We start from the raw sequence: 13,821 nt of genomic DNA, 5'->3' as shown, positions 1-13,821 counted from the left end.
GATAGCCGCATGTCAGAACTTTTTCAGCACTGGCCGCAATTGATGGCGGCATACAGCCTTTACCTCGTGGCAGTCATAACCCCCGGCCCCGCCAATCTGGCAATCATGGGAACCGCGATGAATGAGGGTCGCAAACGCGGCATCGTGATCGCACTCGGCATTTTCACGGGCTCATTCACCTGGGCAATGGCGGCCGCGCTGGGTCTCGCGGCAGTTCTGACCCGCTATGGCGAAATCCTGCAACTTCTCAAGATCGTCGGCGGGCTCTACATGCTTTACCTCGCCTTCAAGGCAGCAAGAAGCCTGAAGCGGGCTCCATCCGGGGAGGATCTGACCACTCCTGTGCGTCAAAAGAGCCTGTGGCGGGTCTATCTGACCGGCTATGCCATTCACCTCACCAATCCGAAGGCGATCTTTGGCTGGCTGGCAACGATCTCGCTCGGGCTTCCTCCCGGCGCATCGGCCATCTCCGTCGCAATCGTGGTCTGCGGCTGCCTGCTGACTGGCATAACCGTCTTCATGACCTATGCCTTGCTGTTTTCAACGCGGCGGGCCGTCAACCTCTATCGCAATGCGCGGCGCCCGCTTGACGCGCTGATGGCACTCTTCTTCGGCGCAGCGGGCGTAAAAATGATTTCGAGCGCGCTCTGAAGAGGTTCAAATGACAAAGGCGCCGCTAGGCGCGACGCCTTGGCTGTATCCGCTTGATCCGATGATCAGCCCTGTGTGATCGGCGCGATCTGGATTTCGACGCGGCGATTCTGCGCTCGGCCATTGGGTGTTGCGTTGGAGGCAACCGGCTGGGATGGACCGAAACCAAGCGTCGACATGCGGCGCTGATCCACACCCCGGCCACCGAGATAGTTGGCGACGGATGCGGCGCGGCGCTCGGAGAGCTCCTGATTGTGGGCCGCACTGCCAGTGGAATCCGTATGGCCGTTGACGTCGATCAGCGTACGATTGAACTTGTTCAGCACAAGCGCGACCGAATCGAGCGTCTGGTAGAAGCCTGGCAGAACCTGATCCTGATCCGTCGGGAAGGTGATGTTGGACGGCATATTCAGAATGATGCGATCGCCGACGCGGGTCACGGAAATACCGGTTCCCTGCAACTGTGCGCGCAGTTCCGATTCCTGCTGGTCCATGTAGTTGCCGATAGCGCCGCCTGCGAGCGCACCGACGCCCGCCCCGATGAGCGCCGCATTGCGGCGGCCGACGGGCGAATTCCCAACCGCCAGACCGGCAAGTGCGCCGAGGCCCGCACCGATGGCAGCGCCACCCGCCGTATTGGAAACCTTTTGTTGGCCCGTATAGGGATCAGTCGTCGTGCAGGCGGAAAGATAGGTCGCGCAGGTGGCGACAATGATGATTTTCTTGAGCATGGAATCGTCCGTCCCCGTCGTGATGGAGGCGATTCCTTTACCATGAATTGCGGCAAGAGCGAGGAGGTCCCGCCCTCCTGCCAGAAATTCATTCCGCCGCTGTTTTGTGACCGAACCGCTTCTCGATGTAATCGATAACGAGGGCTTCGAATTCAGCGGCGATGTTGGGGCCACGCAGCGTCAGCGCCTTTTGCCCATCAATGAAGACAGGTGCGGCAGGGGTTTCACCTGTACCGGGAAGTGAAATGCCGATATCGGCATGCTTGCTTTCGCCCGGACCATTGACGATGCAGCCCATGACCGCAACGTTTAGACCTTCTACGCCCGGATATTTCTCGCGCCAGACCGGCATGTTCTTGCGAATATCGTCCTGGATCTTCTGGGCGAGTTCCTGAAACACCGTCGAAGTGGTGCGCCCGCAGCCGGGACAGGCCGCAACAACCGGCACGAACTGGCGAAAGCCCATCACCTGCAACAGCTCCTGCGCAACCTGCACTTCTCGCGTGCGGTCGCCATTCGGCTCAGGGGTCAACGACACACGGATCGTATCGCCGATGCCGTGCTGCAACACGTAACCCATGGCGGCGGAGGAAGCGACGATGCCCTTCGTCCCCATGCCTGCCTCGGTCAGGCCCAGATGCAAAGCATGGTCCGAACGTTCCGCCAGCATGCCATAAACCGCGATCAGATCCTGTACCTGACTGACCTTGGCCGAGAGGATGATGCGATTGCGTGGCAGGCCAATCTCTTCCGCCAGCTGCGCAGACAAGAGCGCCGACTGGCAGATCGCCTCATGCATGACTTCGCGCGCTGAAAGCGGCGAGCCCTGCGCCTGGTTCTCGTCCATCAGGCGTGTCAGCAGATCCTGGTCGAGAGAACCCCAGTTGACGCCGATACGCACCGGCTTGTCGTAGCGGATCGCCATCTCGATGATATCGGCGAACTGCTTGTCCTTCTTGTCCTTGAAGCCGACATTGCCGGGATTGATGCGGTATTTCGCAAGCGCTTCCGCGCAGGCCGGATGATCGCTCAGCAGCTTGTGGCCGATATAGTGGAAGTCTCCCACCAGCGGCACATCCATGCCAAGGCGCAGCAGGCGCTCGCGGATCTTCGGCACTGCCGCAGCACTTTCATCGCGGTCCACGGTAATGCGAACGATCTCGGAGCCCGCCTGAAACAGCGCGGCCACCTGCGCGACGGTGGAATCCACATCCGCCGTATCCGTATTCGTCATCGACTGAACAACGACGGGCGCACCGCCCCCGACGATGACGCCGCCCACATCAACGGCGACGGAGGCGCGGCGTGGTTTCGGATCATAAGCGGACGACATGGAGATCACCTTTATCAGAAAAAGTGCCACTCAGGTGGATCATGCGCGGGGGCTTGTCAACACCTGCGCCAGATCACATTCCCTCGCTGGCCCTTCCCATTCACTGTGAGCCGGCAGGCCGGTCGGCATGCCGCGCAAGACCTGAAAGCACGAGAACCACGATATGCAGCGCGGGCAGTGCCGCGAAGATCGTCCCTAGGCCCACATGCTCGGCAATGAAGCCGATCAGCGAGGGCGCAACGAGAATGCCGGAATAGCCCATGGTTGTGACAACGGAAAGACCAATGCCCTGCGCCATGCCCGGCAGGTTTCCAGCGGCGGAAAAGGCGATCGGCACCATGTTGGAAATGCCGATACCGGCGAAGGCGAAACCGATAATGACCAGTGTGGCATTCGGCGCAAAGCCTGCAATCAGCAAGCCGATCATGGCAATCACAGTGCAGATCCGCAATGTTCGGACAGCGCCCAGACGGTCACGCACGATGTCTCCGGCAAAGCGCATCACGGCCATGGTCAGCGAGAAGGCAGCATAGGCAAAGCCGGAAAGCTGTACGGAGGCACCCAGTTCATTGCGCAGATAAAGCGCACCCCAATCCAGCACCGCGCCCTCGGGCACCATGGAGAACAGCGCCACCAGGCCGATCAGCCAAGGCAGCGGCGTCATCGGCAGGCGTATCTTCTCCTTCGCCTCTTCAGCGTGAGGCTTGTCTGCCAGCATCATCGGCCAGGCAACCGCCACCATCGCCGCCGCTGCCAGCGTTGCAATTACTGCGTGGCCGAAAGCACCGACACTGGCAATCAGAATGCCGCCGGTGCTGGCACCGATCAGGCCGCCAAGACTCCAGAAAGCATGGCAGGATGACATGATAGAGCGGCGCATGTGCTTTTCCGTAGCAACGGCATTAGCGTTCATTGCCACGTCCATGGCGCCAACCAATCCTCCGAAGAGGAAGATGGCAACGGCCGCCGTCCAGACCGATCCGACCGCCGTCAGGAGAAGCAGGGTTGGAACGACCAGCACAGCAGTGATCCGCGTGACCCAGGCCGAACCGAAACGCGCAATCTGCATGCCTGCCACCGGCATCATGGTGATGGAGCCTAAACCGAAGGTCAGGATCATCAGGCCGAGTGCACTTTCGCTCAAGGCAAGGCGGCTGGCAAATTCGGGAATCTTCGGTGCCCAGGCACCCACCAGAAACCCGTTCATCAGAAACATCAGCGCCACGGCAGCACGCTCGCGCGTGACGACAGGGGCAGGGCCTGCGGATATCACCGCAGAAGAAGTGTCGTTCATGTGGTGATTTGCTCCCGGCTCGTTCAGACGTCGCAAATGGCCAGCACCTGCAGTCCCGCATTCGGTCGCAGCGCCATCGCCGGTACGCACCGCCCCCTCCGATACGAACCATCTGACTGTATGCTTAAACAGGAATACCCTTGCCTGCAAGCAGAGCCACACCCCTTGGGACAAGCAAGACCTCACAAACAAATATTCTAATGGAAAAATATTCCACCGCCCCTATCTCCTTCAGCAGTTTTGGACCCAGCCTTGGCCACGCCTTTGTGGGACATATTCAGCCCTTCATTCCCAAGGAGATAAAAATGAAGCTTCTTAAAGCTCTTGCCGTCGCAGTCCTCGTGCAGGCGGCCACCTTTGTGCCCGCAATGGCGGGTGAAAACCTGAACGCAATCAAACAGGCAGGCGTTCTCAAAATCGGAACGGAAGGCACCTATTCGCCCTTCACCTTCCATGATGCCTCCGGCAAGCTGGTTGGCTTCGACGTTGAAATCGGCGAGGCGGTTGCAGAAAAGCTGGGCGTGAAGGCGCAGTTTCTGGAAGGCAAGTGGGATGGCCTGATCGCCGGTCTCGATGCCAAGCGTTATGATGTGGTCATCAATCAGGTTGGCATTACAGACGCGCGCAAGCAGAAATATGATTTCTCCGAGCCCTACATCGCCTCCAAAGCTGTGCTGATTGTTCGCGAAGGCGATGATTCAATCAAGAGCTTCGAGGATCTGAAGGGCAAGAAGTCGGCGCAGTCCCTGACCAGCAATTTCGGCAAGCTGGCAGAAAAGTCCGGCGCGGAACTGGTCGGCACCGATGGTTTCGACCAGTCCATCCAGCTTGTCCTCACGCGCCGCGCCGATGCGACGATCAATGACAGCTTGTCCTTCCTCGACTTCAAGAAGCAGAAGCCGGGCGCACCGGTAAAGATTGCCGCCGAGCAGGCCAATGCGGAATATTCCGGCATCATTTTCCGCAAGGGCGAGCCGGAACTTCAGCAGGCCATCAACAAGGCACTGGCAGATATCAAGGCAGACGGCACCTACAAGAAGATTTCTGACAAGTATTTCGGTCAGGACGTCTCCAAGTAATTTGCTTCCATACCCGTTTCCTTGTGTGAAGCGGGTTCCATATTCTGTGAACAGGCGGAGCCGGAAACGGCATCCGCCTTTTTGCGAGGAGAACACCGTGCCGCACTGGCTTCAATTGATGGCAGACTCTTTGCCCTCCCTGCTCTGGGCGGGGCTGATCTTCACCATCCCCCTTACGCTCCTGTCCTTCACCTTCGGCCTTATCCTCGGCCTGCTGACGGCGCTTGCCCGGCTGTTTGCGCCCAAGCCCGTTTCTGCGATTGCCCGCTTCTATGTCTGGGTCATTCGAGGAACGCCGCTTCTGGTGCAGTTGTTTGTCATCTTCTATGGCCTGCCGAGCGTCGGTATTCTGCTGGATGCATTTCCGGCTGCGCTGATCGGCTTCACGCTCAACATCGGTGCCTATAGTTCCGAGATCATCCGCGCCGTGATTTCCTCCGTGCCGAAAGGCCAGTGGGAAGCCGCGTTCTCCATTGGTATGTCCTGGCGGCAGGCCATGATCCGGACAATTCTTCCGCAGGCGGCCCGTGTGGCGGTGCCACCCCTGTCCAACACCTTCATCTCGCTGGTGAAGGACACCTCGCTGGCAGCGGCGATTACCGTGCCGGAATTGTTTCAGGCGGCACAACGCATCGTGGCAACAACCTACGAGCCGCTGATCCTCTACATTCAGGCGGCGCTCATCTATCTCGCCCTCAGCACGGTTCTTTCAACGCTGCAGGTTCGACTGGAGAAGCGCTTCGCCCGCTATGGCGGCATGATGGAGGCCAACACATGATCGAGCTTTCACATATCGAAAAACGCTTCGGTGAAGCCGTCATCCTCAACGACATCAGAATCGCCATGCCGGAAGGCAGCGTGACAGCGCTCGTCGGTCCCTCCGGCGGCGGCAAGAGCACGCTCCTTCGCTGCATCAACCTTCTGGAAATCCCGACGGCTGGCAATTTGAAGCTCGGTGAGGAGACATTGCGCTTCACACCGGGGCAGAAAACACCTTGGGCCGCCATTCAGCGCATTCGCCGCCAGACGGGCATGGTGTTCCAGAACTTCCAGCTTTTTCCACACCGCACGGCGCTGGAAAACGTGATGGAAGGGCTGGTGACGGTTCTGAAATGGCCAAAGGACAAGGCGAAAGCCCGCGCCATGGAACTGCTCACAAAGGTCGGCATGGCGCATAAGGCCGATGCCTGGCCCACCACCCTTTCCGGCGGGCAGCAGCAGCGTGTGGCAATTGCCCGTGCGCTGGCTCCCTCGCCGCGTGTTTTGCTCTGCGATGAGCCGACTTCGGCGCTGGACCCGGAACTGGCGGCAGAAGTGGTGGATGTTCTGGCCAAGCTTGCGAGCGAAGGCACGACCATGGTCATGGCAACGCATGATCTGCGGCTGGCCTCCAGCATCGCCAACCGGGTGATCTTTCTGGAGGCGGGACGTGTTGTCGAGGCTGGCTCTTCTGCCGATATCTTCCAGACCCCGCGTGAGGAGCGCACCCGCCGGTTTGTGGCGAGTGTAACAGCGGCACAGACGACGGGCGTATGACTGCCTCGTCACCCTCGGGCTTGTCCCGAGGGTCTACTGTCGGCAGCCAAGCCGTTGAACGACAACTGCTTATTCAATGTCGGTAGATGCTCGGGACAAGCCCGAGCATGACGATCTTCAAGAGGCATCAAGCCGCATAAACGATCAGCAGATCCTTGGCATCGATCTGGTCGCCAGCCTTTACGGCCACTTCTGTGATCTCGCCATCCTTTTCCGCATGCAGCGCCGTTTCCATCTTCATCGCTTCGATGGAGAGCAGCACATCGCCTGCCTTCACCTTCTGACCAGTAGAGACAAACACGCGAGAAATGACACCCGGCATTGGCGCACCCAGCTGTGCGGCATTGCCGGATTCCGCCTTGCGGCGCGCGATGCTGGTGGCAGCGCGGCTGCGATCCGGCACCTTGATGCGGCGTGGCTGGCCGTTCAGCTCAAAGAACACGGTGACCAGACCTTGCGCATCGGGGGCGCTGGCTGCCTGATTGACGACAACAAGCGTCTTGCCCTTCTCGATATTGGCAAACAGTTCTTCTCCATCCGCCATGCCGTAGAAATAGGCGGGCGTCGGCAGAACCGAAACCGGACCATAGGTATCGGAAGCCAGAGCGAAATCGGTGAAGACCTTTGGATACATCAGGTAAGAGGCAAACTCGAAGTCATCGACCGAGCGGCCAAGCTTCTCCTCAATCACCTTGCGCTCGGCATCGAGATCAGCATCCTTCAATAGCGAGCCGGGGCGAACCGTGTAGGGTGTATCGCCCTTCAGCGCCTTCTTCTGCAAAGCTTCCGGCCATCCGCCCGGAGGTTGACCGAGATCGCCGCGCAGCATGGAAACGACCGAATCCGGGAAGGCAATGTCGCGTCCAGGGTTCTGAACATCCTCAACCGTTAGATCCTGGCTCACCATCATCAGCGCCATATCGCCAACAACCTTGGAGGACGGCGTAACCTTGACGATGTCGCCGAACATCTGGTTCACGTCGGCATAGGTCTGAGCCACTTCGTGCCAGCGGGTTTCTAGACCCAGCGAGCGCGCCTGCTCCTTGAGATTAGTGAACTGCCCGCCCGGCATTTCATGCAGATAGACTTCCGACGCCGGACCCTTGAGATCGCTTTCGAAGGCCGCATACTGGTGGCGAACCGCTTCCCAGTAGAAAGAGATGCGGCGGATCCATTCCGGATCGAGGCCGGAATCGCGATCCGTGCCAGACAGCGCCTCGACGATGGAACCAAGGCAAGGCTGCGAGGTGTTGCCGGAGAAGGCATCCATGGCCGCGTCCACGGCATCCACGCCGGAATCGATGGCAGCGAGAACAGTCGCCGCCGAGATGCCGGATGTATCATGCGTGTGGAAGTGGATCGGCAGGCTGGTTGCCTCGCGCAGTGCTTTGAACAGCACGCGGGCAGCGGCTGGCTTCAAGAGGCCCGCCATATCCTTCAGCGCGATAATGTGCGCGCCAGCCTTTTCCAGCTCTTCCGCAAGCGAGACATAGTATTTCAGGTCATACTTCGGACGAGCGCTGTTGAGCAGATCGCCGGTATAGCAGATCGTTGCCTCGCAAAGCTTGTTCTCTTCCTGAATGGCGTCCATGGAGACGCGCATGTTCTCAACCCAGTTCAGGCAGTCGAAGACGCGGAACAGGTCGATTCCACCCTTCGCCGCCTGACGCACGAAGTACTTCACGACGTTGTCTGGATAGTTCGTATAGCCCACGCCGTTTGCGCCGCGCAGCAGCATTTGCAACAGGAAATTCGGCGCTCCCTCACGGATGAGCGCCAAACGCTCCCATGGATCTTCCGTCAGGAAGCGCATGGAGACGTCGAATGTCGCACCGCCCCAGCATTCCAGCGAGAAGAGGTTCGGCAGAGCCTTGGCATAAACCGGCGCAATGCGGGCAATATCGAAGGTACGCATGCGGGTTGCCAGCAGCGACTGGTGGCCGTCGCGCATGGTCGTGTCCGTCAAAAGAACGCGCTTTTCATTGCGCATCCATTCGGCAAACTTCTTCGGCCCCAGTTCATCCAGCTTCTGCTTGGTGCCGGGCTGAACCTCCGCCTCGATATAGGGAACGACCGGCTTCGGGGCCTTGGCGGACGGCATCGGCCGACCCTTGGTTTCCGGATGGCCGTTGACGGTGACATCCGCCAGATAGGTGAGCAGTTTCGTCGCGCGGTCCTGGCGCTTCACCTGCTGGAAGAGTTCCGGCGTCGTATCGATGAAGCGCGTCGTATACGAGTTATCGCGGAAGTTCGGATGGCCGATGATCGCTTCCAGAAAGGTGAGGTTCGTCGCCACGCCGCGGATGCGGAACTCGCGCAGCGCACGGTCCATACGGCTGATGGCCTCCTGCGGTGTGCCGCCAGACGCCGTAACCTTCACCAGCAGCGGATCGTAATAGCGGGTGATGATCGCGCCCGTATAGGCTGTTCCGCCATCCAGACGAATGCCGAAACCGGCAGCCGAGCGATAGGCGGTGATACGCCCGTAATCCGGGATGAAGTTCTGTTCCGGGTCTTCCGTGGTGATGCGGCACTGCAGCGCATGACCGTTGAGACGTATGTCCGCCTGCGCCGGAACACCGGACCCCGGCGTGCCGATGGCTGCACCTTCTAGGATATGGATCTGCGCCTTCACGATATCGATGCCGGTCACGACTTCCGTGACCGTATGCTCGACCTGAATACGCGGGTTCACCTCAATGAAGTAGAATTTGCCCGTGTCGGCATCCATCAGATATTCGACAGTGCCAGCCCCGATATAGTTCGTGGCGGCGGCGATCTTCAACGAATAACCAGCCAATTCCTGACGTTGCGCTTCAGAGAGATAAGGCGCCGGTGCGCGCTCGACCACCTTCTGGTTACGGCGCTGGATAGAGCAGTCACGCTCGAACAGATGCACCACATTGCCATGCGTATCGCCAAGGATCTGGCTTTCCACGTGGCGGGCACGCTCGACGAGCTTTTCGAGATAAACTTCGTCCTTGCCGAAGGCTGCCATGGCCTCGCGCTTGGCTTCAGTCACTTCCTTTGCAAGGTCGGCCTCGGATCGAATGACGCGCATGCCGCGCCCGCCGCCTCCCCAGGAGGCTTTCAGCATGACCGGATACCCAATCTCGGTGGCCATTTTCTTCACGGTTTCGATATCGTCCGGCAACGGCTCCGTTGCGGGAACGACAGGAACACCGACGGAAATCGCCAGATTGCGCGCCGCAACCTTGTTGCCGAGCTGGCGCATTGTGTCTGATGTTGGGCCAATGAAAATGATTCCTGCAGCGTTGCAGGCCTCAACGAATTCGGGACTTTCGGACAGTAAGCCGTATCCTGGATGGATCGCGTCCGCGCCGGACGCCTTGGCAACCCGGATGACTTCCGGAATGGAAAGATAGCTCTCGATCGGCCCCAGATCGCGCGCCAGATGCGGGCCACGCCCTACCTGATAACTCTCGTCCGCTTTGAACCGATGCAGCGAAAGCTTGTCTTCCTCTGCCCATATGGCCACCGTTTTGATGCCAAGCTCATTGGCGGCGCGGAATACGCGGATGGCGATTTCGGATCGGTTGGCGACAAGAATCTTCCGGATTTGCAAAGCTATCCCCCTCGACAGTAACTGTGCATGTTGCACTGCGAAGGAACATTAACGTCATTTTTCGGAATGGCAATTTCCGTCTTATTGAATCGTTTAAATTTATGTCAGTTTCACGTCAGCTTGTGCCAGTCACGTGACGATACCCGCCCGGAAAGCCATCGCTATCACATGCTGCCTGTTGCGCGCGTTGAATTTTTCCTGAATGACATTGATGTACCAATCGACCGTGTGGTTCGAAATCTCCAGCGCCTTGGCGATTTCGTTTGATGTCATCCCGTCACAGAGAAGGCGCAAAACCTCTAGCTGGCGCTGGGTGAGATCGGCCTCTAGCGCGGTGCGCTTTTCGAGTTCTGCTGCAGCGCCGCGCAATTCCAGCAACCGCCACAAAGACTTTCTGGCCACCGCATCGAAGAGACAGATTTCGACCGGAGAAAGCTCGATCGGCTCTCCGGCAATCGTCATCGTGCCAATGAGGCCGGTCCTGCCGTATATCGGGAAGACATATCCATCATGAAGACCATTTTTAGCCGCATCCCGCAAAAGCCGTAGCGCCTTCTTTTGCTGGGGATCATCCTGATACGCGGCAATTGCGTCCCTCCAACGGAATGGTCGCTGCGTCACAGCAAGCATTCTGCGCAATGGATCAATAGAGGCATATTTTCGGGCAGCATAATGTTTACGCCATCCGGCTGGCCATCGTCCGGTCAGCATAAAATCGGTCGTATCCGCAAACACTTTGTCATGAAACCATATGCCATAATAGCGGAACGCATGAATGTTAAGCAGGGATTCAAGCTCGCCTACGAGTTCACTCGCCGATTCCGCTTCGTGGGATATCGCCAGAAATTGCACAAGCGAGTGAATATTCACTCTTCCCCCCAATCATCACACATGTCCAGCAAGTTCCCAAACCATGCAGGCCAAGAGCGCATGCCTAAAATGTGTTTATATATGGTTGCATTTGTTTAGATAGATCTCGCCTGATTGAAGTTTGTATCGTCCGGTGTCAATGTCGCCACTGCGGATCAACCATTTCCTTCTATACCCGTTTATAAACGCGTTCACGCTGCATACAGGTGCAGGCTGCTATGCAAGAAAATGTGATATCAGCTGAGGTAATGCCGTGAGCCTGTTTCAAGTGTACGCACGCGCCCTGAGATACCTGGGGGCTCATCGCCTTCGGGTCACGATGGTCGTCATCGCTAACATCGTGCTGGCAATCATTACGATCGCTGAACCCATCCTGTTCGGTCGGATCATCGATGCCATCTCTTCACAGGGAGACGTGACGCCTATTCTACTGATGTGGGGTGGATTTGGTGTCTTCAATACTATTGCCTATGTGCTCGTTGCCCGCGAAGCGGATCGTCTTGCCCATGGCAGACGCGCATCTCTTCTGACAGAGGCCTTTGGCCGCATCGTGTCCATGCCTCTCTCATGGCACCATCAGCGTGGCACATCCAACGCTTTGCACACCCTGTTGCGCGCCAGCGAGACGCTGTTCGGCCTCTGGCTGGAATTCATGCGCACGCATCTCGCCACCATCGTGGCACTCGTGCTGCTCATTCCCACCGCTTTCTCGATGGATTGGCGTCTGAGCTCGGTGCTTGTTATTCTGAGCGTTGTCTACTGGATCATCGGTCGTGTGGTCATGAACCGCACGAAAGAAGGTCAGGCCTCCGTCGAGGGGCATTATCACACAGTTTTCTCGCATGTCAGCGATTCCATCAGCAACGTGACGGTCCTGCACAGCTACAACCGCATCGAGGCCGAAACGAAGGCGCTGAAGGGTTTCACCGAACGGCTGCTGTCAGCCCAGTATCCGGTACTGGACTGGTGGGCGATTGCGAGCGCTCTGAACCGCATGGCCTCCACGGTCTCCATGCTGATCATTCTCATTATCGGCATCTTTCTGGTTCGCAGTGGTGAGATCAAAGTGGGCGATGTCATTGCCTTTATCGGCTTTGCGAACCTGCTGATCGGCCGTCTGGATCTGCTGCGCCAATTTGCAACGCAGATTTTCGAGGCACGCTCCAAGCTGGAGGATTTCTTCCGCCTCGAAGATTCGGTCAAGGATCGCGAAGAACCCGCCAATACCGGCGAACTGAATGCTGTCCGCGGCGAGGTAGAATTCCGCAACGTTTCCTTCGACTTTGCCAATACAACGCAAGGTGTGCGTGATGTCTCCTTCACCGCCAAGGCCGGTCAGACGATTGCCATCGTCGGCCCGACGGGTGCAGGCAAGACCACGCTGGTGAACCTGCTGCAACGCGTCTACGATCCGCAGCAGGGCGCGATCTTCGTGGATGGCACCGATATCGCGACGGTCACCCGCCGCTCGCTACGCCACTCCATTGCCACTGTGTTCCAGGATGCAGGTCTTCTGAACCGTTCCATCAGCGATAACATTCGCCTTGGACGCGAAGGAGCAAGCGAGGCGGAAATCGTTGCCGCCGCCGAGGCAGCTGCCGCGACGGAATTCATCGAGAGCCGTCTGGCGGGCTTCCAGACGGAAGTCGGCGAGCGCGGCAATCGTCTGTCGGGTGGTGAGCGCCAGCGTATTGCGATCGCCCGCGCCATTCTGAAGAACGCTCCGATCCTGGTGCTGGATGAGGCGACCTCTGCACTCGACGTCGAAACTGAAGCCCGCGTGAAGGAAGCCATCGACCGCCTGCGCCAGAACCGCACCACCTTCATCATCGCGCATCGTCTCTCGACAATCCGCGATGCCGACATGGTGCTGTTCCTGGATCATGGCCGGATCATCGAAAAGGGGACCTTCGATGAGCTGAGCGCCATGGGCGGCCGCTTCGCCTCGTTGCTGAAGACCAGCGGCATTCTGGCGGATGAACACAAGCCTGCGTTGGAACAGAGACTGCTGCAGCAGGCATAGGTTGCACAACACACCTCATGAATTGGATGCGTCCGGCTCCGCTTGGGCCGGGACGTCGCGGCGGGACCGCACCCAAAAGCGGACTATGGCGATTGCAGTACGCTGCGGATTATGCGACTTCGCAATGCCGAGAAAACACGTGTCGCTTTAATTGAGATTTTTGCGGCAGGTACAGATTCTTACCAGGTAGGCGATGAAAGATACGAAGCGCAGCGTGACCCTCACTTTGACCGCTGATGATTATGTTGCGGCCAACAAGCTGTTCATACTGAAACACGCTACTTCACGCGGGACACTCATCTGGTGGCTGCTCTTCGTGGCGTTGCTGTTCCTTGGCTCGATCTTCGTTCCGGCACTTTCGCCTCGTAATGCACCCTTTGGGGTGCTCTTCTGCGTCGGCGGGGCGATCGTGATCGTGCTGCCGTTCTTCCAGTATTTCTTTGGTGCCTCAATATTCGCCCGAAAAGCCTATGCAGCCCAGAAAACCCTTCAGCACCCGATGACGGTTGAATGGTCGGAGGAAGGCCTCAGGAGCACCGCACAGCAAGGTGACTGGAATATACCTTGGGACGACTACCTCAAATGGGCCGAAGACGACAAAGTGCTGCTTCTTTATCAGGGACCGCGTGTGTTCAACATGATACCTAGGCGGTAGTGACGATTTAGCTATTTGAGCCAGATGGCGATGGCTGCGAGTTTGACGAATCCCATGAAGTTG

At 58.3% G+C, this 13,821-nt stretch carries 11 protein-coding genes; 6 read left to right on the top strand and 5 right to left on the bottom strand.

The window, feature by feature from the left end; all coding sequences use genetic code 11:
- Positions 1-9: 9 nt before the first annotated feature.
- Complete coding sequence (locus MUU53_RS19130; protein WP_247262312.1) at positions 10-651, top strand: LysE family translocator; 642 nt, start codon at positions 10-12, stop codon at positions 649-651.
- Positions 652-716: 65 nt separating this feature from the next.
- On the opposite strand, the gene MUU53_RS19125 is transcribed toward MUU53_RS19130, so the two are convergent.
- The 3 genes from MUU53_RS19125 to MUU53_RS19115 all read right to left on the bottom strand — a co-directional run bounded on the left by MUU53_RS19125 (position 717) and on the right by MUU53_RS19115 (position 4,009).
- A complete protein-coding gene (locus MUU53_RS19125; RefSeq protein ID WP_062556224.1) occupies positions 717-1,382 on the bottom strand; it encodes a YiaD family glycine zipper/OmpA-like lipoprotein in 666 nt (221 codons plus the stop codon).
- Between the two features lie 88 nt (positions 1,383-1,470).
- Positions 1,471-2,715, bottom strand: a complete 1,245-nt coding sequence (ispG, locus tag MUU53_RS19120) for a flavodoxin-dependent (E)-4-hydroxy-3-methylbut-2-enyl-diphosphate synthase (RefSeq protein WP_210300834.1) — start codon at positions 2,713-2,715, stop codon at positions 1,471-1,473.
- A gap of 100 nt (positions 2,716-2,815) precedes the next feature.
- A complete protein-coding gene (locus tag MUU53_RS19115) occupies positions 2,816-4,009 on the bottom strand; it encodes an MFS transporter (RefSeq protein ID WP_247262322.1) in 1,194 nt (397 codons plus the stop codon).
- Between the two features lie 305 nt (positions 4,010-4,314).
- Between MUU53_RS19115 and MUU53_RS19110 the strand changes: the two genes are divergently transcribed.
- The 3 genes from MUU53_RS19110 to MUU53_RS19100 all read left to right on the top strand — a co-directional run bounded on the left by MUU53_RS19110 (position 4,315) and on the right by MUU53_RS19100 (position 6,624).
- Positions 4,315-5,088 carry an amino acid ABC transporter substrate-binding protein gene (locus tag MUU53_RS19110; protein ID WP_247262311.1) on the top strand — a complete coding sequence of 258 codons (774 nt, stop codon included), beginning with the start codon at positions 4,315-4,317 and terminating at the stop codon, positions 5,086-5,088.
- 97 nt (positions 5,089-5,185) lie between these two features.
- Positions 5,186-5,866: an amino acid ABC transporter permease gene (locus MUU53_RS19105; RefSeq protein WP_247262310.1), complete on the top strand. Its 681-nt coding sequence runs from the start codon at positions 5,186-5,188 to the stop codon at positions 5,864-5,866.
- Positions 5,863-6,624 (top strand): amino acid ABC transporter ATP-binding protein, encoded by a 762-nt coding sequence (locus MUU53_RS19100; protein WP_247262309.1) that lies wholly within the window; start codon positions 5,863-5,865, stop codon positions 6,622-6,624. The genes MUU53_RS19105 and MUU53_RS19100 overlap by 4 nt, the downstream gene beginning before the upstream one ends.
- Before the next feature lie 127 nt (positions 6,625-6,751).
- On the opposite strand, the gene pyc is transcribed toward MUU53_RS19100, so the two are convergent.
- Together pyc and MUU53_RS19090 are read right to left on the bottom strand one after the other, a co-directional pair.
- Positions 6,752-10,210, bottom strand: a complete 3,459-nt coding sequence (gene pyc, locus MUU53_RS19095) for a pyruvate carboxylase (protein ID WP_247262308.1) — start codon at positions 10,208-10,210, stop codon at positions 6,752-6,754.
- 129 nt (positions 10,211-10,339) lie between these two features.
- Positions 10,340-11,080: a helix-turn-helix transcriptional regulator gene (locus MUU53_RS19090; protein ID WP_247262307.1), complete on the bottom strand. Its 741-nt coding sequence runs from the start codon at positions 11,078-11,080 to the stop codon at positions 10,340-10,342.
- A gap of 253 nt (positions 11,081-11,333) precedes the next feature.
- On the opposite strand from MUU53_RS19090, the gene MUU53_RS19085 reads away from it, so the two are divergent.
- Entirely contained in the window at positions 11,334-13,103 is a 1,770-nt protein-coding gene (locus tag MUU53_RS19085; RefSeq protein ID WP_247262306.1) for a glucan ABC transporter ATP-binding protein/ permease, read from the top strand.
- 193 nt (positions 13,104-13,296) lie between these two features.
- Entirely contained in the window at positions 13,297-13,758 is a 462-nt protein-coding gene (locus MUU53_RS19080) for a YcxB family protein (protein ID WP_247262305.1), read from the top strand.
- Positions 13,759-13,821 lie beyond the last annotated feature (63 nt).

The sequence above is a fragment of the Affinirhizobium lemnae genome (genome assembly GCF_022968395.1).
Lineage (GTDB): Bacteria > Pseudomonadota > Alphaproteobacteria > Rhizobiales > Rhizobiaceae > Neorhizobium > Neorhizobium lemnae.
The sequence above is the reverse complement of the archived record's forward strand: the minus strand, read 5'-3'. Positions and strand labels throughout refer to the sequence as shown.

What these genes read in the sequence shown, in the direction of transcription:
- MUU53_RS19115 (WP_247262322.1), bottom strand. Translation starts at nt 4,009, where the DNA reads ATGAACGACACTTCTTCTGCGGTGATATCCGCAGGCCCTGCCCCTGTC.
- MUU53_RS19100 (WP_247262309.1), top strand. Translation starts at nt 5,863, where the DNA reads ATGATCGAGCTTTCACATATCGAAAAACGCTTCGGTGAAGCCGTCATC.
- MUU53_RS19080 (WP_247262305.1), top strand. Translation starts at nt 13,297, where the DNA reads ATGAAAGATACGAAGCGCAGCGTGACCCTCACTTTGACCGCTGATGAT.
- MUU53_RS19125 (WP_062556224.1), bottom strand. Translation starts at nt 1,382, where the DNA reads ATGCTCAAGAAAATCATCATTGTCGCCACCTGCGCGACCTATCTTTCC.
- MUU53_RS19130 (WP_247262312.1), top strand. Translation starts at nt 10, where the DNA reads ATGTCAGAACTTTTTCAGCACTGGCCGCAATTGATGGCGGCATACAGC.
- ispG (WP_210300834.1), bottom strand. Translation starts at nt 2,715, where the DNA reads ATGTCGTCCGCTTATGATCCGAAACCACGCCGCGCCTCCGTCGCCGTT.
- MUU53_RS19110 (WP_247262311.1), top strand. Translation starts at nt 4,315, where the DNA reads ATGAAGCTTCTTAAAGCTCTTGCCGTCGCAGTCCTCGTGCAGGCGGCC.